We start from the raw sequence: 19,753 nt of genomic DNA on the forward strand, positions 1-19,753 counted from the left end.
TGGTGGCGCTCCCAGACTGATCCGCAGCCAGTCAGTCGCTCTCGTCGAGGGAAGGAGGGCCGATGTCGCAGGACCTGCAACCCTCATTGCGCAAGCGGCACCTCAGCATGATCGCGATCGCCGGGGTCATCGGCGCCGGGCTGTTCGTCGGCAGCGGTGCCGCGATCGGCAAGGCCGGACCCGGTGTGCTGCTCTCCTACGCCGCCGCGGGCCTGCTCGTCGTGCTGGTGATGCGGATGCTGGGAGAGATGTCGGCGGCGAACCCCGACACCGGCAGCTTCTCCGCCTACGCCGAGCGTGCGATCGGTCCGTGGGCGGGTTTCGCGATCGGGTGGCTGTACTGGTGGTTCTGGGTCGTCGTGGTCGGCATCGAGGCCACCGCGGGCGCCGCCATCGTGCACCGCTGGGTGCCGGGCGTGCCGCAGTGGACGTGGGCCCTCGTGCTGACGATCGCGCTGACGCTGACGAACCTCTACTCGGTCAAGTCCTTCGGCGAGTTCGAGTTCTGGTTCGCCGGCATCAAGGTCGCGGCGATCACCGTGTTCCTCGTGCTGGGCGTGCTCGCCATCGGCGGTCTGCTGCCGGGCTTCTCCTCACCCGGCATGTCGAACCTCACCGGCCACGGCGGCTTCTTCCCGTCGGGCTCCGGTCCGGTCTTCGCCGCGATGCTCGTGGTCGTCTTCTCGTTCTTCGGCGCGGAGATCGCCACCGTCGCGGCGGGTGAGTCGGCCAACCCCGTGCAGGCCGTGCGCGCCGCGGTGAAGTCGGTGGTGTGGCGCATCCTCGTCTTCTACATCGGCTCGATCGCCGTGGTCGTCACGCTGCTGCCGTGGGACGACGCCAACGTCGCCAAGAGCCCGTACGTGGCGGTGCTCGACACCCTCGGCCTGCCCGCGGCCGCGGTGGTCATGGACGTCGTGGTGCTCACGTCGGTGCTGTCCTGCCTGAACTCGGGCCTGTTCACCGCGTCCCGGATGATCTTCTCGCTGTCCAGGCGCGGCGAGGCCCCCGCGGCCCTCGGCCGGGTCAGCCGCCGGGGAGTGCCGACCGCCGCGGTCCTCGCGTCCATCGTCGTCGGGTTCGCGACGGTGGCGCTGAACTACCTCTCGCCGGACACGGTGTTCCTGTTCCTGGTGAACTCCTCCGGCGCGGTGGCGATCTTCGTGTGGCTGGCGATCGCCGTGTCCCAGCTGCGGATGCGGCGGCAGCTCGAACAGCAGACCCCCGGGCAGCTCACGTTGCGCATGTGGGGCTACCCGTACCTGACCTGGGTGACGATCGTCGGCATGGTGGGCTTGCTCGTGGGCATGCTGTTCGACGCGGACGCCCGTTCCCAGCTGCTGCTGAGCCTGCTCGTCGCGGCAGTGGTGGTGGCGGTGGGTGTCGTGCGCGGCCGCCGAAGCGCACCGCGACCCGTGACGGTGCCGGAAACGACGTGACCTTCAGGCCGGGGCTCGTTCGCTCGCCGCGAGCCCCGGCCCGTTTCTCAGCGCAGCACCTGGCAGCCCGTCTCGTTGCCCTGCGCGTCGAAGCCGCACACGTGTGTCGCGCCGGCCTGGTCGGTGAACAAGATCCCCGTCGTCTCGTCCCAGTACCACACGAGCGTGGCCGCGCTGCCGTAGCGGCTGTCGCTCACGCGCACCCAGGGCGAGAACTCGGGGCTCGAACCGATCTGCCTGGTGCGGTACAGGTACCCGTCAACGGCACGGATCACGACGTCCGAGCCGTCCCGCCGCCCGTCGTACATGGCTTCCGGAGGAAGGCTGGTTTTCGGGCTGTTCAGGGAAGTCCACTCGAGGCTGTAGAAGCTGCTGGTCACGACCTGACCGTCCGGCGTCGTGCCGAACAGCCGGGTGCCCAGCCGCGCGTCCGCCGCGCTCTCCACGCGGTTGCCCGTGAGGGTGCCGCCCCGGTTGAGGAACCTGCTGCCCTCAGGAGTGTCCGCGTAGTGCTGGTACACGACCGCGCCGCCGCCCTGGCGAATCGCCAGCTGGGCGCCGCGGCCCATCGAGAACGGGATGCTGTGCGTCGGACGGCCGCTCAGTTCGCTGCCACCGAGGTTCTCCCACGGCGAGAACGCGCCGTCGAAGGTGACCTGCCCGCGATACGACAGCTGTCCCCCGGACACCCCGTAGATCCCGACGGCGTCGTTGTGGTTGTAGCCGACCATGTCGATACCGGACGGCATGTTCCCACCCAGGTCCTGGAACGCCTTCCAGGTGCCGTTGAGGGTGGTCTTGCTGGTGAAGTAGACCTTGCCGTTGTTCTTGACCGCGGCGAGGGACACGTGACCGTCCCTGTGATCGACGACGGCCACCGGCAGCTGGGCGAACCCGGTCGACCCGGTCACCGCGGTGTCCCGGTAGGCACCCGTGCTCGACTTGGCCCGCTGCATCACCTTGCCGTTCTTGACGAAGAAGTGCTGGAACTCGTTGGTCCCCGTCTGGATGACCGCCGGCGGCTCCGGATCGACGGCGGCCGTGGCCGTCGTGGTGCCCGTGACCAGTCCGACGGCCACCGCTGCGGCGATGAACGTTGATCTCATGTGATCCCTCTCTGGGTCGGGTGCCCGGGAGCTTCGCGGTCGCCGCTTCTCTTCGGCTTCCACTCGGCTTCGACCACCGCCGGAAAGATCACGCGTCGATGACGCGGGCGTCGAACGTCCAGCCCTGCTCCGCACGTCCCGTCGCGGTCCACTGCACGATCTTGGCGCCGTTCGCCGTGCTGCCACCTCCGGCGACCGACGCGACCTTGCCGCTCTTGTGGTTGATCAGGTTGTAGCAGGTCGCCGCTCCGGCGGGCGGAGTGATCAGGGCGCGAGGGCGACACCGGTGAGAACCGTGCTGGCCAAGCGAATCATCGGACTCCCAGCTTCGTGTTGATCTGCTCGGCAAGTTAGGAGCCGGCGCTGACACGGCACTGACAGGTGTACAATGCCTAGCAGTTCTATGCATAAGGCACTTAGGGGTCTCATGAAGGTCACCAAAGACCTCGTCGCCGCCTCCGCCACGCCGATGGTGCTCGGCATCCTCGCCGATGAGGACAGCTACGGCTACGCGATCCTCAAACGGATCAACGAGCTGTCCGGGGGAGAGCTCGACTGGACGGAAGGGCTGCTGTACCCGTTGCTGCACAGGCTCGAGCGGCTCGGGCACGTGGAGTCGTACTGGCAGGCGGTGGCGGGGGAACGCCGCCGCAAGTACTACCGCGTCACTCCCGGCGGCCTGGCCGAGCTCGCCGAGCAGCGCCGTCAGTGGGACACCGTGGTCGACACGCTCAAGGGCCTCTGGCGCGACTCCAACCAGTTCGTCGTGATCCCGTCGGAGGCCCGCGCATGACCGAGGATCTGGAAGCCCAGTTCGCCGAGTGGCGACGCTACGTCCGGAGCCGCCCGGAACTGCGGCAGGCCGACGCCGACGAGCTGGAAGACCACCTCCGCGGCTCCGTCGACGAACTGCTCGCCGCGGGCCTGCACACCGACGAGGCGTTCCTGGTCGCGGTCAAACGCATGGGCAGCCTGGACGACCTGTCCCGCGAGTTCGCCAGGGAACACTCGGAACGGCTGTGGAAACAGCTCGTCCTGACCGGTGAACCCGATAGCACGTCTCCCCGGTCCCGCCGCGACCTGCTGGTCATGGTCCTCTGCGCGCTCGGCGCGGCCGTGTCGATCAAGGTGCCGGAGCTGTTCGGTCAGCGGTTCGAACGAGACGGCGGGTTCTACGCCCCCAACCTGGCCCTGTTCGCGCTGCCCTGGCTGGCGGGTTTCCTGGCGTGGCGCAGGAAGACGGCGCCCCCGGTGATCGCCGCGCTGGTGGGGTTGTTCGCACTCGGCGCCGTGGGAGCCAACGTCTACCAGCTCGGCGACGAGTCCCAGTCCCTGGTGCTCACCACGATCCACCTGGTCATCGCACTGTGGTTCGTGGTCGGCGTGGCCTACGTCTCCGACGACCTGCGCTCGTCCCGCCGCCGCATGGACTTCGTGCGGTTCACCGGCGAGTGGTTCGTCTACTACGTCCTCATCGCCCTCGGCGGCGGCGTGCTGACCGGCCTCACGTTCGGCACCTTCGAAGCCATCGGAATCTCGCCGCAGAACTTCGTGGCGCGCTGGCTGGTGCCGTGCGGCGCGATGGCGGCAGTCGTCGTGGCAGGCTGGCTCGTCGAGGCCAAACAGAGCGTGGTCGAGAACATCGCCCCGGTCCTCACCAGACTGTTCACGCCGCTGTTCACCGTGGCGCTGCTGGCTTTCCTCGTCGCGTTCGGCTTCTCCGGCAGCGGCATCGACGTGGAGCGGGAGGCCTTGATCCTGTTCGACGTCCTCCTGGCCGTGGTGCTGGCACTGCTGCTCTACTCGATCTCGGCCCGCGACCCCCTGGCCCCAGCGGGCCTCTTCGACAAGCTGCAACTGGCCCTGGTGATCAGCGCGCTGGCCATCGACGTCCTGGTGCTGCTCGAGATCACCGGCCGCATCACCGAGTTCGGCACCACCCCGAACAAGGCGGCGGCACTGGGCGAGAACGTCCTGCTGCTGGCCAACCTGGCCGTGTCGGCGTGGCTGCTGGTGGGCCTCGCGCGCGGCCGCACCCCGTTTGCGACGCTCGAACGCTGGCAGACCGCGTATCTGCCGGTGGTCGCGGGGTGGGCGTGGACAGTGGTGCTGGTGTTCCCGCCGTTGTTCGGTTACCTCTGATCAGGTTCCGAAGCACGACAAAGCGGAGGGGCCGTCGGTGAGACGCGATGGTGGCCACGGTGGCGCGCATTTTCTCCGTTGCTGGAACATGATCTACACACTCCAGTGTGGACGGTGAGATTCGTTGAAGCCGTTGGACCCGCGGATTGTGGAGGTCGATCCGAGAATCGCGGGATTCCGCACGTCCATGCTTGCCGCCGTGTGCCGCCGAACTACCCGGAGAGGTTCGCGACCACGGAGCTGAGCACGTCCGCAGCGGTCAGGCAGGGGTGCGAACGTGCGGATCGTCAGTTGATCGCAAGGCGGCTGAAACGTTCGCGATCGGCCCCATCGGGTTGGGTACGAGTACTGCTGCCTCAGCGGTGCCCGAAAGGCTGGACCATGTTGCGTGCGACGACGATCACCGCGTTCGCGATGCCCACCACGATCACGCCGGGCACCGTGCCTCCTGCTCGGATCGCCGCCGAGGTGGTGACGATCAATGGATCCGCGCGCCTGGGCACGAACGGCTTCTGCGGCCAGTCGGAGATTGTCGGGAAGTGCCGCACCTTCGACGGCCCACTCAGCGACAACCGGCAGGCCGCCGACCACCGGCGCCAGTGTCACGTGAGGCTTCTCCTGGACAGCACTGATCCACCAGCTTCTCCGCCGCTGCGCACCGCACGAGCCGGAAGGTGTGTCCAATGATCAACACCCTGGTCGCCGTTGTCATGGCGATGTCCACGGTCGCCCTCCCAGCGGCGGACAGCCCACCGCCCGGTGCGGTCACCGTCGAGGTGGTCACCGTCAACGGGTCCGGCTGCCGCCCCGGCACGGCCGCGGTAGCCCCGTCACCGGACAACGCAACCCTTCACGTGCTCTACAGCGACTACCTCGCGGCGGTCGGTGCCGGTACCAGGCCGACGGACTACCGGAAGAACTGCCAACTCAACCTCCGGGTGAACGTGCCGCAGGACTTCACCTTCGCCATAGGCCAGATCGACTACCGCGGCTTCGCCCACCTCGAACGCGGCGCTACCGGCACACAGCGAGGGACCTACTACTTCGCCGGCATGCCGCAGGTGACGAACAAGAGTCACACCTGGCAAGGTCCGCTGGACGACAACTGGCAGGCCACGGACACCATCGACACACCCTTCTACCGGCCGTGCGGCGTGCCGGGGAATCTCAACATCAACACCGAGTTGCGGGTCAGCGTCGGCACGTCGGATCCGAAGACGACGAGCTACATGGCGATGGACTCGACTGACGCCTACTTCGCCACGGTCTACCACCTCGTGTGGAAGCGCTGCCCCTGACCGGAAGGTGACCAGGTTCGGCGAGCCGGAAGCACTGCAGAGACTCCACGAGAAGTGGAACACGGAAATCGTCCACAACGCCGACAGGGCGGGACGCTCGATGCGAGCGTCCGCCCTGTCGGTAGGGATGAAGCTGGTGTCCGAGGGGGGACTTGCTCGCTAAGTACACGCCTCAATGTGAGCTGAACCGGCCAGCAAAGGAGGCCCATGCTTCGACGAGGCAGGACCGGCTCAGATAGCTGCCTTCCTGGCGAGGGGTTGGACGTACGTCACGTACTGGCCGTACTTGACGTACGTCAACCAGCGATGCATACTCGATGTCAAGGTCAACGGCAGCTGCGCAGTCGAGGAGCACCTGTCGCAGTTGGTCGATCTGGGGAGGGCATCATGAGCGCTGCCGTGCACTTTGAGAGCTACAGCGAAGGCCGGGCCAATCTGAAGACGTTGCTCGACGCGGCGGAGCAAGGGCGCGTCGCGACGCTGCGGCGGGACCGCCACACGGCGGTGGTTGTCGACAGTGATCGCATGCGGCATTTCCTGAGTTCAGTGGTTCCCTCGCATGCTTCTGTCGTGCCGGAAAACGGCGGCTGGTCCGTGTTCATTCCCGGGTTGCCTGTGTCGGCCGATGGCAACAGCTTCGACGAGGCAATCACCGAGATGATCGATGCTCTTCGGGAGTACGCCGAGGATTGGCAAGCACGCCTGCGCGATGCACCCAACCACCGCGAGAACTGGGGCATTGTCGCATTGATCGTGCTGAGTACGGACGAGCAGCTTCAAGCTTGGCTGGTGGGCTGATCACCGGTGACCTGGCCTGAGCCCACTCGAAGCGACCACAACAAGTTCTGCGAGGTTGAAGGGTGGGAGTTGGTACGCGACGCTCGCGGCCGCGCCGTCTCCCATCACGTCACATACGAACTCAACCTGCCTGATGGTCGTATTCTGCGCACTCGCGTTTCACGGCCTGTCAACCGCGACGGATACGGGCCGAGCTTGTGGAAGTACATCCTGCGCGACCAGCTCGACGTCGACGAAGCTGAGTTCTGGTCTTGCGTGCGTGACGGGGTAATCCCGTCTCGTGGCGGTATTGAACCGCCGCCGGAGGCGATTCCTGCCCAACTTGTCCACCTGCTCATCAGCCAGGTCGGTATCCCTGAAGTCGAGGTCATGCGGATGACCAAGGAGCAGGCGATCGAACGCGCAAACAGGTACTGGACCGAAGGTGAGTGACACCAGTCCCGCAGCTGAGTAGGACGATGGTGCCGCTCGACGTAGCAACCTCCAGGGCGGGATTCGTCCGCTATCCGCGGTAGACGTTGTCGCGGTGCCAAGCGAAGTACGGCTGCGAGCTGGTTCGGTGTGCTCCACAGGGACGTCCGTGCAGCTGGTTCAGGTGATCGCGCAGGCGGCCGCGGAGCCCGTCCTCGAACCAGGAGAGAACGCGACCGGTGTCGTCCACGGTGATGTGGCCGGATTCGAACAGGCTGTCGCAGCCGAACTTGCAGGCGAGCATCGCCACGTTGGTCAGGTCGTTGCGCTCGTCGTCGGTGCACAGCGACCGCTTCTTGATGTGGGCGGCGACGAGGAAGTCTCCTGGGTAGTCGTGCCCGCACAGGTCACAGGGTGCGGCGGTGCGACCGCCGAGCAACAACCTGCGCAATTCCCTCTGCTCCTTGCGGGTCGTGACCTGCGCGCTGCCGTCGAGCACAGTGAACTTCCGGATGCGCACTGGGAACTTCGGGTCGTGCAAGGTGACGATGGCTGGCCGGAGGGAGACGACTGTGCCGGGAATGGTCGCCAATACAGCTCCGACGAACGAGGAACGGTGCCCGAGCTCGTCGACGGCCACGAGCACAGACCCCTGCGCGTGCAGCTTCTCCAGACCGGCCTCGACATCGGCGATGTCGACCCACTGCCCCAGAGGCGATCGGTCGGTGGTCACCAGTACCTGCTTCTGCTTGACCTCGACGATGGTGTTCACGCTGCCGGTCACCGTCTCGATGGGATCTCCGATGAGCGAGCGCAGCAGAGCCGACGCGTCCGGTGCCTTGCCGCGGTTCGCCGCTTTCGCCAGGTCCGCAGCCAGACGGTCGGCGTCGTCGGCGGCGTATCCGGGTACCCGCAGCCTGAGCCGAATCTGCTTGGTGGCGTTACCGTCCGGGTTCCTGCCGATCTTTCCCTGTGCGCGTCCCAGTTTCTTGCGCAGCGCCTCCACGTCTCGCACCGTCGCCAGCACGACCGGCACTTCGACGATCGTGCGTTGCGTCTCGGGCAGATCCTGGACCTTGGTGGAGTCGACGACTCCGCTCTGTAGCGCTGCACCGCGCTCGCGAAGCCGGCGGAGCAGTAGCTCCAGGGCGAGGTTGTACTGGTGGTTGCGGGGGTGAGGACTTCCGTTGACCTTGCCGCCCGAACTCTTCATGACCAACGCGAGATGGTCGCCGTCCGGTTCGATCTCGAACTCCGCGTTGAGCTCGGCGCCGGCGTCGTCTGTTGCGCGCATGGCCCCATCATCGGCGCCTGCTGCAACCGAGTTACCGCGGGCACGCCTCACTGGTCGGACACCGTGAGACTCGGGGCCGAGTTGTCGTACGACAAAGCAACGAGGCCGTCTGCGGCGCCAACAGGGCGGATGCTCGATGTGAGCATCCGCCCTGTCATTGGCGAACGTGTCCGAGAGGGGACTTGAACCCCTACGCCCTTTCGGGCACTAGCACCTCAAGCTAGCGCGTCTGCCATTCCGCCACCCAGACTGATGGGATCATCATACAGACCCGTCCGGGCCCCCTGAACGCGGGGCTACGATCGCCGCGTGAAGGTCATCGTCGAGGCCGACGGCGGGTCGCGGGGCAACCCCGGGCCGGCCGGGTACGGCGCGGTCGTCCGGGACAAGCTCAGCGGTGAGACGCTGGCCGAGCGCAAGGGTTCCATCGGTGTCGCCACCAACAACGTCGCCGAGTACCAGGGGCTGATCGCCGGGCTCAGGGCCGCCAGCGAGCTGAACGCCGAGACCGTCGACGTGCGGATGGACTCCAAGCTCGTCGTCGAGCAGATGAGCGGGCGCTGGAAGATCAAGCACCCCTCGATGCAGCCGCTCGCGCGTGAGGCTCAGGCTCTTGCGCGGACGTTCAGGGCCGTCAGCTACGAGTGGATTCCCCGCGAGCGCAACCGGCAGGCCGACCGGCTCGCCAACGAGGCGATGGACGAGGAGACCAAGGGCGAGGCTGAGGGGGACAAGCAGCCGCACTGGAGCGGGGCTGTCGGTGAGCCCACGCGGCTGATCCTGTTGCGGCACGGGCAGACCAAGCTCTCCATCGAGCGACGCTATTCGGGACGGGGTGATCACCCGCTGACCGAGCTCGGGCTGGAGCAGGCCACCAAGGCCGCCCAGCGTCTCTCCGAAGTGGACGACATCGCCGCGATCATCTCGTCGCCGCTGCAGCGGGCCGTGCAGACCGCGCAGAAGCTCGGGGACGCGACGGGGCTCGAGGTCGTCACGCACCAGGGGCTCATCGAGACCGACTTCGGCACGTGGGAAGGGCTGACGTTCGCCGAGGCGGCGCAGCAGGACCCCGAGGTGCACCGGCGGTGGCTCGCCGACACGAGTGTCCGGCCGCCGGACGGGGAGAGCTTCGACGAGGTCAACGCCAGGGTGCGGAAGGCGCGCACCGAGATCATCGCCCGGTACGGCGGCAAGACGCTGGTGCTGGTCAGTCACGTCACGCCGATCAAGACGCTGCTGCGGCAGGCGCTCGACGTCGGGCCGCAGTTCCTCTTCCGGATGCACCTCGACCTGACCGGTGTGTCGATCGCCGAGTTCTACCCGGACGGGCACGCCTCGGTGAAGCTCGTCAACGACACCTCACACCTCAGCTGACCTTGCGCAGCCGCGGCGTCAGCGCCGTCGTGAACCGGTCGGCCGCCGCCTCCAGGGCCGCGGCCGCGCCGGGTGAGTCCACGTTCCGGTCCAGCACGAACTCGCCGCGCACCACCTGGTCGGCGCCCTTGGCCGCGAGCAGCGGGTGCAACGCGTAGTCCATCGCGACGAGAAAGCCCTGGTTGCCGCCCGTCGCCAGGGGCAGCACCGCGCGCCCGCGCAGCGCCTTCTTCGGCAGCAGGTCCAGCAACGCCTTGACCAGGCCGCTGTAGGCCGCGCGGTACACGGGCGAGGCGACCACGACGCCGTCCGCGGAGAGCACACCGCTCACCGCGCCGGCGATCTCCGGGTCGCGCAGGTCTTCGGTGAGCAGCGACAACGTGGGCAACGACCGCACGTGGAGCACCGACACGCGGTGTCCGGCCGCGCGGAGGTGCTCCTCCACGAACGACACGACGACGCCGGTCGGCGCGGCGGGGGACGGCGCGCCGGAGATGATCAGCAGATCGGACATGACAAGGGCTCCCTGAGGTTGCGGACGGGGCAAGCGCTCAGCGGAGGCAACACAGGCTGGCTGCCACGCGGCCGTAGTCGACGTGGCGACGTCGTGTCATGGACTGAGTGAACCAACGTCCGGACCACTGGACAACCAGTTCCAGCCGCTGGGATATCCTGGTGGGCGCGGATGAGTCGGCAGGGCGGCCGCGGCAGGAGACTGTCGAGGAAAGTCCGGACTCCACAGGGCAGGGTGGTTGTTAACGGCAACCAGGGGCGACCCTCGGGACAGTGCCACAGAAAGCAGACCGCCTCGCTTGTCGAGGTAAGGGTGAAACGGTGGTGTAAGAGACCACCAGCGCCCCAGGTGACTGGGGCGGCTAGGTAAACCCCACCCGGAGCAAGGCCAAGAGGGCACGTGAGTGCCTGCGCGAGCGTTCGAGGGCGGCCCGTCCGATGCTCGCGGGTAGGCCGCTAGAGCCTGTCGGCAACGGCAGGCCCAGATGGATGGCCGCCAAGTGGGACGCGAGTCCCATGAACAGGATCCGGCTTACATGCCGGCTCATCCGCCCTTGATCGTTACGGCGACTGGCCCAGCCTGACCGCACTGGTGCGGTGGGAGAGTTGGCGGCGCCGATTCCTCCATTCGGCCCTGTGCGGCGGTTTGTTCGTCAATTAGCGTCCCTCTCCGCGTGGATGCCGCGTGGCTTGTCGATCACTGTGGGGTGACGGCCCGCGGCGTCTGAGACCTGGGGGTTACGTGGTGCCGCCGCGTGGATTCAGCCTGCCCAAAAAACTTCTGGTCGTGTTCTCACTGACCGTTCTCGCGTTGGTCGGCGTCCCCGCCGGACCGGGGATCAACGGCCCAGGCCACCTTCCTGAACTGGGATTTTCGGGGCTGTGGCAGTCGATCGCCGGGTGGTTCGGCGGCAGAGCCGAGGCGGCGCCCAGACCGAGACAGGAGCCGCCGAAGCGGGTGCGGGAGCTGACCGAGCGGCGGACGCCGTCGGTGCGGTTGTTCCAGCTGTCGGACGGCCAGATCGAGGCAGAGGTCTCGCCGCGTCCGAACGTCGACACGACCGTCAGGGAGAAGCCGCGCGACGGCTACCGGTTCGCCACCGACACCAGCGCTTTCGCGAGCCTGTTCGGTGAGTCGACGGACAAGCTCGCCCGGTTCGAGGCCGGCGGCAGGCGGATCGGGCTCGGCATCGACGGCACGTCCAGGGTCGTCAAGCCGAAGGTGGAGAAGAACGTCGTCACCTACGCCGGCGCGTTCGACAGCGCGGACGTGGTCTACCAGGTCACGGGCGAGGCGCTGAAGGAGAAGATCGTCCTCGCCAAGGCGCCGAAGGACGCGACGTACCGCTTCACCCTCGACCTCTCCGGCGTGACGGCGCGGGCGTTGCCGGACGGCGCGATCGGGTTCTTCGACAACCCGGACGCACCGCCGCTGTTCACCATGCCGAAGCCGTTCATGTTCGACAACAAGGCGGATCGCAAGTCGCCGCACGGCAAGGTGTGGAGCGACAAGGTCACGCAGACCGTCGAGCAGCAGGGCTCGAAGCTCACCGTCACGGTGAAGGCGGACCAGGGCTGGCTCACCGCGAAGGACCGGCAGTACCCGGTCGTCATCGACCCGACGATCAAGCTGCAGCCGACCGCCACCACCGGTCAGGACGTCCAGATCTGGTCGGACTCACCGGATCGCAACGACGGGTCGAGCTACCAGCTCTCCGTCGGCACGGACGCGTGGGGCAAGGCCCGCACGCTGATCAAGTTCGACACGAGCGTCGTGCCCGCGGGCACCGCGCTCACGAGCGCGAAGCTGCGGCTGTACTACGACTCCGAGCTGTGGACCGGCGCCAACAGCAACGTGCACGAGGTGCGGCGGGTCACGCAGGGCTGGTCGGAGGACACGGCGACGTGGAACTCGATCAACGGTGCGTTCGCCGAGGCCGCGCTGTCGACCGCCACCAAGCAGGCGAACGTGAGCAACGTCTGGCACGAGTGGGACGTCCGCAACATCGCCCAGCAGTGGGTGTCGGGTTCGGCGTCGAACTTCGGCCTGATGGTCAAGTCGACCGATGAGACGCTGAACCGCGGTGGTGCGATCTACCAGGCCGCCGAGTTCGCCTACAACGGGGAGACCGAGAACTCCCCGAAGCTGGTCCTGACCTACGGCAGGCCGAGCGCGGACCTGCAGGCACCGACGAAGATCTTCGCGACGGGTGCGGAGCTGAACTGGGGCGCCTACCCGGATCCGGATCCGAACAACCCGGTCGACGACGTGGTGGAGTACCAGGTGCACCGGTCGGTGTTCCAGGCGTTCACGCCGTCGGAGTCCACGCTGGTCGCGCCTCTCGCCCCGGCCACGACCACGTTCACCGACACCACCGCCCGGCCGACGCCAGCGGATTCACCGGACCCGTTCGGCAACGCCTACTACTACATGGTCGCGGCGAAAACCCGTGACGGACAGGTGATTCCGGGTCCGACGCAGCTGGTGCGGCTGCCCAAGGCGGGGTTCATCACGCAGGTGTTCCGCGGTGGCGCAGACGACGCGACCCTGTCGTCGACGCAGCCGAACACGAACCTGGACACGCTGGGCGGCCAGCCGTGGCTGATGGCGGGCAAGGGTTCCGGCACCTACGGCACGACGCGGGCGGCCGTCCGGTTCCGCGACCTGTCCGCGCTGCCGGCCGGTGCGCGGGTGACGAACGCCGAGATGACGCTGTGGGGCTTCTACAGCACCGGCTCCGGTGCGATCTTCGACGGCCATCCGCTGACGAAGTCCTTCGTGGAGAACCAGGTCACGTGGAACCGGGCGTCCACGGCGACGGCGTGGACGGCGCCGGGTGGTGACATCGGTGCGGCCGGCGACAACGTCTCCGGCATCACCAACGACCCGAACCGGCACATCTGGGACCTGACCGCGGCCGCGCAGGGCTGGGTGGACAACCCCGCGACCAACTACGGCTACGAGGTCAAGCTGCGCGACGAGAACGGCCCCACGCAACGGGTTCTGTTCCTGTCCGACGAGGCCGCGGAACCGCATCTGCGGCCGAAGCTGACGGTCACCTACACGCAGCCGATCGCGGAGATGACCTACTACGCGCCGGACACCCCGTCGATCCGGATGATCCCCGGCGACGAGTACACGATCCCGGTGACCGTCACGAACTCGACCACGTCGACGTGGCGCGCGGCGGACCAGGTCGTGTCCTACCGCTGGAACCTGCCCGACGGCACCGACGTCACCACCGGCGGAAACCGCCTCGAAACGGCACTGCCGGCCGATGTCCCGCCCGGCGGCAGCGTCACGGTGCAGGCGAAGGTCAAGACGCCGATCCAGTCCGAGGCGGGCAACAAGCGTGAGCAGTTCGTGCTGAACTGGGACCTGCGCAACAAGACCGCGGGCACGTGGCTGTCCGCGACGGGCGGGATCGCGGCGCTGCCGCAGAACGTCACGGTCGAGGACCCGACGTCGGACCAGCTGGGCCTGGAGAAGTTCTACTCCTACGCGGGCAAGTCGACCGGGTCCGGCTCGAACGTGCTGGTGAACCAGTTCGCGGGCAACACGGTCTGGTCGTACGACGCGTTCACCAACCCCGGCCGGGGCCTGAACTCGTTCGTGCGCATGACCTACAACAGCCTGGACACCTCGGCCACGTCGCTCGGGCAGGGCTGGTCGCTGGCCGCCGCGGGCGTGACGAGGCTGGGCGCGTACCTGGAGCTGCACCCGAAGGGGCAGGACCACCCGAGCCGGATCACGCTGCCCGACGGTGACGGCACCTCGCACACCTTCGAGCTCAACAAGAACAACAGCTCCGACCCGGCGCAGTGGACGTACGACGAACCGGCGGGCGTGCACCTGTACGTGCAGCGCGACGGTGCCGCGGACAAGTCGCGGCGCTGGAAGATGACCCGCCCGGACCGCACCGAGTTCCTGTTCGACGACGAGGGCTGGCTCACCGCCGTCCGCGACCGCAACGGCAACGAGCAGCGGTTCACCTACACCGAGCGCAGGTCGAACAACCAGCCGCGCAAGTTCCTCGCCTACGTCACCGACCCGTCCGGCCGGCAGACGCTCACCCTGGACTACTGGGAGAAGGGCGAGACGCAGAACCCGAAGATCATCGACAACGTCCAGTCGCTCAAGGACGTCTCGGGCCGCACCATCACCTTTTCATACGACGACAAGGGTTTGCTGACCCAGCTCGTCGACGGCTCCGGCACGTCGCTCGCCAAGACGTTCAAGTTCGGCTACGACGCCGGACAGGGCAACAAGAACGTCAAGCTGGTCAAGGTCACCGACCCGCGCAACCACGACACCGTTCTCGCCTACTACACGGCTCCGGTTGACCCGAAGGACAAGTGGAAGCTCCAGACGATCACCGATCGCCTGAACGCCACCACGACGTTCGCTTACGCCGACCCCGACGGTTCGGCCGGCTCCGAGGTGGAGTCGACCGTCACCGACTCGGAGAACCGCCAGACCAAGTTCCGCATCGACGGGTACGGCCGTCCACTCAGGACGACCAACGCCAAGAACCAGACCACGGCGCTGGAGTGGGACGCCGGCAACAACGTCACCAAGCTGACCGAGGACAACGGCGCGGTGTCGACGTGGTCCTACGACCAGAAGACCGGTTACCCCACCTCGCTGCGGGACGCCGAGGCGGTGGCGAACAACTGGCCCGCCACGACGATGGCGTACCAGACGTCGCTGAACGGCCACGTCGCCGAGCTGACCTCGAAGACGTCGCCGGAGGGGCGTGCGTGGGCGTTCGGCTACGACGCCAAGGGCAACCTGACCTCGGTCACCGACCCGAAGGGCGTGCCGACGGCGTCGCCGGACGACTACAAGTCCGTCTACACCTACGACCAGTTCGGGCAGCTGCAGACGTCCACGGACGCCAACGAGAACACCACCACGTACTCGGAGTTCGATCCGACGGGCTATCCGAAGAAGACGACTGATGCGTACGGGAAGGTGACCAACACGGTCTACGACGTGCGTGGCAACGTCACGTCCACGACCGACGCGCTGGGCAAGACCAGCACGGTCGCCTACGACGTGTTCGGCCGTCCGCTGGAGCGCAGGACGCCGAAGGATCAGGCCGCCGGCCTCTTCATCACCTCGCCGGCACCGGTCTACGACGCGAACGACAACGTCACCCAGTCCACGGCTCCCAACGGCGCGGTGTCGACGGCCGTGTACGACAACGCCGACCAGTTGCTGGAGACCACGGCGCCCAAAGACACGCCGACCGGTCCTGAGCGCAAGACCAGCTTCACCTACGACTCGGTGGGCAACCTCAAGACCGAGACGCAGCCGCTCGGCAACCTGACGCCGGCGAACGCGAACGACTACGTCGCCCGGTACGACTACGACGAGATCTACCAGCTGAAGTCGGCGACCGACGCGGACAACAAGAAGATCACCTACGAGTACGACCGCGTCGGCAACCTGATCACCGTGGTGGACCCGCGCAAGAACGCGACCGCCGACACCACCGACTACACCACGAAGATCGCCTACGACCTCAACCATCGCGCCGTCGACACGACCGATGCCGCGGGCAAGACCACGCACGTCGGCTTCGACCGCGACGGCAACGTCACCACCCAGCGCGACAAGGAGAACAACACCACTACGCTCGTGTACGACGAGCGCGCCAAGGTCGTCGAGGCACGCGTCCCGCACAAGGCGGGCGTCACGCGGGTCACGAAGTTCGAGTACGACGAGGTCGGCAACTCCACGCGCGTCATCTCGCCGCGCGGCGTCGAGACCACCGACGACGCCGACGACTTCGTCGCGCAGACCGTGTACGACAAGCTGAACCGGCCGGTCGAGAAGCTCACGCCGTTCGACAAGGACGACTCGCGCTACAAGACCGCGGACAAGACGACCTACGTCTACGACGCCATCGGCAGGGTCGAGCAGGTCAGCGCACCGCCTTCGGCCGGTCAGACCCTCCGCAACGTCACCAGGTACTCCTACTTCGACACCGGCTGGGTGCGTTCGTCCACCGACCCGTGGAACATCGTCACCACCTACGACTACAACCCGCTCGGGCAGCAGGCCTCCCGGACGCTGACGTCGGCCGGTGGTTCGTCGAGCCGCACGATGACGTGGGACCACTTCCCGGACGGCAAGCTGAAGTCGCGTTCGGACAGTGGTGTGCCGGTCGGCCTGCACGTGGCGCTGACCGACAACTCCGACACCGGGTTCGTCGAGCTGGCGGGCAACTGGACCACCTCGTCCGCGGGGGCGGAGTTTCAGGGCTACGACTACCGCAGCACCGCCCGCGGCACCGGCGCCACCACGTTCACGTGGAAGCCGGTCATCCCGCAGGACGGCAGCTACGAGGTGTTCGTCAAGTACCCGAAGGACGTCTCGGGCGCGGCGACCAACGCGCCGTACACGGTCGAGACGGGCACGGCGAGGTCCACCGTCGCGGTGAACCAGACGCAGCGGGGCGGCGAGTGGGTCAGCGTCGGCAGCTTCGCGTTCACCGCCGGCACCGCAGCCAAGGTGACGGTGTCCGACAACGCCGACGGCACCGTGCTCGCCGACGCGGTGAAGCTGGTGCGCAACAACGCCTCCGAGCCGGACAACGAGTCGAAGACGTTCGGCCAGTCCTACGACGCCAACGGCAACCTGACGTCGCTGACCGACTCGTCGCCGGGTGCGAAGGTGGACGCCTACGCGTTGACCTACAACGGGTTGAACCAGCTGACCAAGGTCGAGGAGAAGCTGGCCTCGGTCATCAAGGGCACGACCACGTTCTCCTACAACGAGAACGGTGCTCCGCTGACTCGCGGGCACGACAAGCAGTCCGCTGAGTTCTCCTACGACCCGCGCGACCTGGTCGCGCAGGTCAAGAACACCGAGACCGGTGGCACACCGAAGATCACCTCCTACAGCTACACCGACCGCGGTCAGGTCAAGGAGGAGACCAAGCCCAACGGCAACAAGGTCGTCTACGGCTACCACCAGGACGGCGCTCTCGCCTCGCAGGTGGAGTCGAAGTCCGGTGGTGCGCTGGTGTCCCAGCACGTCATCGACTACGACGCCAACGGTCACCGGAACAGGGACGCGTCGAAGGTCCAGAACGCGGACAACGCGTCCGCCTACCTGGACGAGGTGCGCGAGTACAGCTACGACCCGCTCGACCGCATCCGCACCCTGACGAAGAAGTCGGCCGCCGGCGCAGTGCTGGAGACCGAGGACTACGTCCACGACGCCAACAACAACGTCACGTCGCAGACCATCGAGAACAAGACGACGACGTACAACTACGACCGCAACCGCCTGCTGTCGGCTTCGGCGTCGGGCACGGTCGCGTCGTACAACTACGACCCGTTCGGCCGTCTCGACTCCGTCACCGCGGCCGGTCAGATCGTGGAGGCCTACGAGTACGACGGGTTCGACCGCACCGTCGAGCACCGCAAGCAGGCCGACGGCGGTGGGCTGAAGACCACCACCTACGCCTACGACCCGCTCGACCGCACGTCGTCGAGGACCGAGGACGGCAAGACGACCGACTTCGCCTACCTCGGCCTGTCCGACAAGGTCGTCTCGGAGACGATCGCGGGCCAGCTGCAGCGCACCTACCAGTACAGCGCGTTCGGGCAGCGCCTCACCCAGATCAAGAAGGACACCGACGGCACCGGTCCCGGGGTGGCCGAGGACTCCTACTACGGCTACAACCCGCACACCGACGTGGAGACGTTGACGAAGGACGACGGCGACACGCGGGCGACGTACGGGTACACGGCCTACGGCAAGGACGACAGCGAGGCCTTCACCGGCATCGACAAGCCGGACGCGCAGCAGCCCGGCAAGCAGCCGTTCAACTTCTACCGCTACAACGGCAAGAGGTTCGACCCGTCGTCCGGTTCGTACGACATGGGCTTCCGCGACTACAACCCCGGCCTCAACCGGTTCACGACGCGGGACATGTACAACGGCGCGCTGGCCGACCTCAGCCTCGACAGCGATCCGTTCACGGGCAACCGGTACGCGTTCACGAGCGGCAACCCGATCAGCCGGATCGAGCTCAACGGGCACGACTGGTTCGACGACTACCTGAACATGATCACGGCACCCGCGCCGGCGCCGAGCGGTGACGGCCTGCCGCTGCCGTTGGGCGGCACGGCGAAGAAGGTCGACGCGACACCGGCACCCGAAGTCAAGGACAAGAAGCTCCAGAGCATCGTCAAGGACATCTACGGCAAGCCGGGCGTGCAGGTGTACGGGCGCGGCACCACCGGAGACGCGCTGCGCTACGAGCTCCAGACCGGCAACCAGCTCGGCGCCCAGCAGAACCGGTGGCACTACGACGAAGCGGCGAGGCAGTTCAACCAGCTCTCGAAGTGGCTGGAGGACGTCCGCAAGGTGGAGGCGAACATCGCCGCCGGCAAGGGAGGTACGTTGCCCGACGCCGAGGACATCTCCAGGGCCAGGGTCGAGGCCGCCGACCTGTGGGACGCTCTGACCACCAAGGACACCGGTGGCAAGGTGGTGAACCACATCAGGGCTGTCGACGCGTCGGGCAACCACAACTTCCGGACGAACATGGAAAACGCGATGAAGAACTCGGCCGTCGCCGACATCACCGGCGCCACGTTCGAGACGGGCTACGGCGGCAGGCCCATCTTCAAGGGCGGGTTCCCGAAGTTCGCCAACGGTGCGGGCAACGTGCTCGGGGTTCTCGGGTTCGGTGTGGCGGCATACAACAGGGGCTTCGAGAGCGCGTTCATCGAGACGTTCGACGTCACCGGCGTTGTGGGCGACTACATGCGCATGCAGCAGTGCGCGGCCGATCCGAACTGCGGAACGGCGTGAGGAAGAGGATCATGGCTGAGAAAGAGGACGACTGGGTGCGGATCCAGCTTCCGGGTGGATCGTCGGTTCCGGTTCGCAGGGGCAGCCCGGTGGAGGCGGCGTTCGGCACGTCGCCCGTCCCGGCTCCGACGGACAGGATGCAGTGGAGCATCGGGCTCCTCGGCGACTTCCTGTGGCTGAACCTGCCGGAATGCCGTCCGTTCTTCGCGGAACAGATCAAGGCCGAGGTCGAGCAGGCGATCGACCACGACCGCGAGCTGCGGCCCCTCCAGCCGATGGACATCGCCGACTACGTCCTGTGGCAGCCGCTGATCGAGCCCGCGCTCGAGGCTCGGCCGATGGACGAGCAGTGGGTGAGCAGGCTGTTGCGGGTCGTCCGCGAGGCCTGGGAGCTGGAGCCTCCTCCGTGGGAGGACACCAGGTACGGCCTGCGGGTGTACGTGCTGGAGAGGCTCGACGTGCCGGAACACCTGCCGGTCGTCGAACGGCTCGATCCCGCGCTGTACGCCGCGATCAGGGCCGAGATCGGTTCGTAGCTCTAC

14 protein-coding genes, 1 tRNA gene and 1 other RNA gene are annotated in these 19,753 nt (G+C 67.1%); 10 read left to right on the forward strand and 6 right to left on the reverse strand.

What is annotated here, in order from left to right; all coding sequences use genetic code 11:
- Positions 1 to 62 precede the first annotated feature (62 nt).
- Positions 63 to 1,439 carry an amino acid permease gene (locus AOM45_RS39130; protein WP_030472662.1) on the forward strand — a complete coding sequence of 459 codons (1,377 nt, stop codon included), beginning with the start codon at positions 63 to 65 and terminating at the stop codon, positions 1,437 to 1,439.
- 47 nt (positions 1,440 to 1,486) lie between these two features.
- Here AOM45_RS39130 and AOM45_RS39135 read toward each other — a convergent pair whose 3' ends face one another.
- Both AOM45_RS39135 and AOM45_RS50125 read right to left on the reverse strand, forming a co-directional pair.
- Positions 1,487 to 2,545 carry a PLL family lectin gene (locus AOM45_RS39135; RefSeq protein ID WP_156094342.1) on the reverse strand — a complete coding sequence of 353 codons (1,059 nt, stop codon included), beginning with the start codon at positions 2,543 to 2,545 and terminating at the stop codon, positions 1,487 to 1,489.
- A gap of 88 nt (positions 2,546 to 2,633) precedes the next feature.
- Positions 2,634 to 2,894 carry an RICIN domain-containing protein gene (locus tag AOM45_RS50125; RefSeq protein ID WP_201780157.1) on the reverse strand — a complete coding sequence of 87 codons (261 nt, stop codon included), beginning with the start codon at positions 2,892 to 2,894 and terminating at the stop codon, positions 2,634 to 2,636.
- Between the two features lie 78 nt (positions 2,895 to 2,972).
- Between AOM45_RS50125 and AOM45_RS39145 the strand changes: the two genes are divergently transcribed.
- Complete coding sequence (locus AOM45_RS39145; protein WP_051784576.1) at positions 2,973 to 3,338, forward strand: PadR family transcriptional regulator; 366 nt, start codon at positions 2,973 to 2,975, stop codon at positions 3,336 to 3,338.
- A complete protein-coding gene (locus AOM45_RS39150) occupies positions 3,335 to 4,687 on the forward strand; it encodes a permease prefix domain 1-containing protein (protein ID WP_030472658.1) in 1,353 nt (450 codons plus the stop codon). The genes AOM45_RS39145 and AOM45_RS39150 overlap by 4 nt, the downstream gene beginning before the upstream one ends.
- 356 nt (positions 4,688 to 5,043) lie before the next feature.
- Here AOM45_RS39150 and AOM45_RS39155 read toward each other — a convergent pair whose 3' ends face one another.
- Positions 5,044 to 5,190: a hypothetical protein gene (locus AOM45_RS39155; RefSeq protein ID WP_156094341.1), complete on the reverse strand. Its 147-nt coding sequence runs from the start codon at positions 5,188 to 5,190 to the stop codon at positions 5,044 to 5,046.
- Between the two features lie 180 nt (positions 5,191 to 5,370).
- Here AOM45_RS39155 and AOM45_RS39160 point away from each other — a divergent pair, with 180 nt between their 5' ends.
- From AOM45_RS39160 to AOM45_RS39170, 3 genes are all read left to right on the forward strand, one after another.
- Positions 5,371 to 5,985 carry a DUF4360 domain-containing protein gene (locus AOM45_RS39160; RefSeq protein ID WP_030472656.1) on the forward strand — a complete coding sequence of 205 codons (615 nt, stop codon included), beginning with the start codon at positions 5,371 to 5,373 and terminating at the stop codon, positions 5,983 to 5,985.
- Positions 5,986 to 6,372: 387 nt separating this feature from the next.
- Positions 6,373 to 6,783 (forward strand): type II toxin-antitoxin system HicB family antitoxin, encoded by a 411-nt coding sequence (locus AOM45_RS39165; RefSeq protein WP_030472655.1) that lies wholly within the window; start codon positions 6,373 to 6,375, stop codon positions 6,781 to 6,783.
- A gap of 6 nt (positions 6,784 to 6,789) precedes the next feature.
- Positions 6,790 to 7,215 (forward strand): hypothetical protein, encoded by a 426-nt coding sequence (locus AOM45_RS39170; RefSeq protein WP_030472654.1) that lies wholly within the window; start codon positions 6,790 to 6,792, stop codon positions 7,213 to 7,215.
- A gap of 70 nt (positions 7,216 to 7,285) precedes the next feature.
- On the opposite strand, the gene AOM45_RS39175 is transcribed toward AOM45_RS39170, so the two are convergent.
- Both AOM45_RS39175 and AOM45_RS39180 read right to left on the reverse strand, forming a co-directional pair.
- Positions 7,286 to 8,488 carry an HNH endonuclease gene (locus AOM45_RS39175; protein WP_051784575.1) on the reverse strand — a complete coding sequence of 401 codons (1,203 nt, stop codon included), beginning with the start codon at positions 8,486 to 8,488 and terminating at the stop codon, positions 7,286 to 7,288.
- A gap of 167 nt (positions 8,489 to 8,655) precedes the next feature.
- A tRNA-Leu gene (locus AOM45_RS39180) sits at positions 8,656 to 8,738 on the reverse strand.
- 59 nt (positions 8,739 to 8,797) lie between these two features.
- Here AOM45_RS39180 and AOM45_RS39185 point away from each other — a divergent pair.
- Positions 8,798 to 9,862 (forward strand): bifunctional RNase H/acid phosphatase, encoded by a 1,065-nt coding sequence (locus tag AOM45_RS39185; RefSeq protein WP_030472652.1) that lies wholly within the window; start codon positions 8,798 to 8,800, stop codon positions 9,860 to 9,862.
- On the opposite strand, the gene AOM45_RS39190 is transcribed toward AOM45_RS39185, so the two are convergent.
- Positions 9,855 to 10,376, reverse strand: coding sequence for an NAD(P)H-dependent oxidoreductase (locus AOM45_RS39190; protein WP_030472651.1), 522 nt, complete (start codon positions 10,374 to 10,376; stop codon positions 9,855 to 9,857). The genes AOM45_RS39185 and AOM45_RS39190 overlap by 8 nt on opposite strands.
- A 172-nt stretch (positions 10,377 to 10,548) precedes the next feature.
- On the opposite strand from AOM45_RS39190, the gene rnpB reads away from it, so the two are divergent.
- The 3 genes from rnpB to AOM45_RS39205 all read left to right on the forward strand — a co-directional run bounded on the left by rnpB (position 10,549) and on the right by AOM45_RS39205 (position 19,747).
- Positions 10,549 to 10,926, forward strand: an RNA gene (gene rnpB, locus AOM45_RS39195) — RNase P RNA component class A.
- Between the two features lie 236 nt (positions 10,927 to 11,162).
- Positions 11,163 to 19,211, forward strand: coding sequence for a DNRLRE domain-containing protein (locus AOM45_RS39200; RefSeq protein WP_051784574.1), 8,049 nt, complete (start codon positions 11,163 to 11,165; stop codon positions 19,209 to 19,211).
- 11 nt (positions 19,212 to 19,222) lie between these two features.
- Positions 19,223 to 19,747, forward strand: a complete 525-nt coding sequence (locus tag AOM45_RS39205) for a hypothetical protein (protein WP_156094340.1) — start codon at positions 19,223 to 19,225, stop codon at positions 19,745 to 19,747.
- Positions 19,748 to 19,753 lie beyond the last annotated feature (6 nt).

Origin of the sequence: Lentzea aerocolonigenes (genome assembly GCF_000974445.1) — a bacterium.
GTDB lineage: Bacteria > Actinomycetota > Actinomycetes > Mycobacteriales > Pseudonocardiaceae > Lentzea > Lentzea aerocolonigenes.

Excerpts from the sequence above, each read along its gene's own strand:
- AOM45_RS39130 (WP_030472662.1), top strand. The coding sequence starts at position 63 with ATGTCGCAGGACCTGCAACCCTCATTGCGCAAGCGGCACCTCAGCATG.
- AOM45_RS39135 (WP_156094342.1), bottom strand. The coding sequence starts at position 2,545 with ATGAGATCAACGTTCATCGCCGCAGCGGTGGCCGTCGGACTGGTCACG.
- AOM45_RS39145 (WP_051784576.1), top strand. The coding sequence starts at position 2,973 with ATGAAGGTCACCAAAGACCTCGTCGCCGCCTCCGCCACGCCGATGGTG.
- AOM45_RS39150 (WP_030472658.1), top strand. The coding sequence starts at position 3,335 with ATGACCGAGGATCTGGAAGCCCAGTTCGCCGAGTGGCGACGCTACGTC.
- AOM45_RS39160 (WP_030472656.1), top strand. The coding sequence starts at position 5,371 with ATGATCAACACCCTGGTCGCCGTTGTCATGGCGATGTCCACGGTCGCC.
- AOM45_RS39165 (WP_030472655.1), top strand. The coding sequence starts at position 6,373 with ATGAGCGCTGCCGTGCACTTTGAGAGCTACAGCGAAGGCCGGGCCAAT.
- AOM45_RS39175 (WP_051784575.1), bottom strand. The coding sequence starts at position 8,488 with ATGCGCGCAACAGACGACGCCGGCGCCGAGCTCAACGCGGAGTTCGAG.
- AOM45_RS39190 (WP_030472651.1), bottom strand. The coding sequence starts at position 10,376 with ATGTCCGATCTGCTGATCATCTCCGGCGCGCCGTCCCCCGCCGCGCCG.
- AOM45_RS39205 (WP_156094340.1), top strand. The coding sequence starts at position 19,223 with ATGGCTGAGAAAGAGGACGACTGGGTGCGGATCCAGCTTCCGGGTGGA.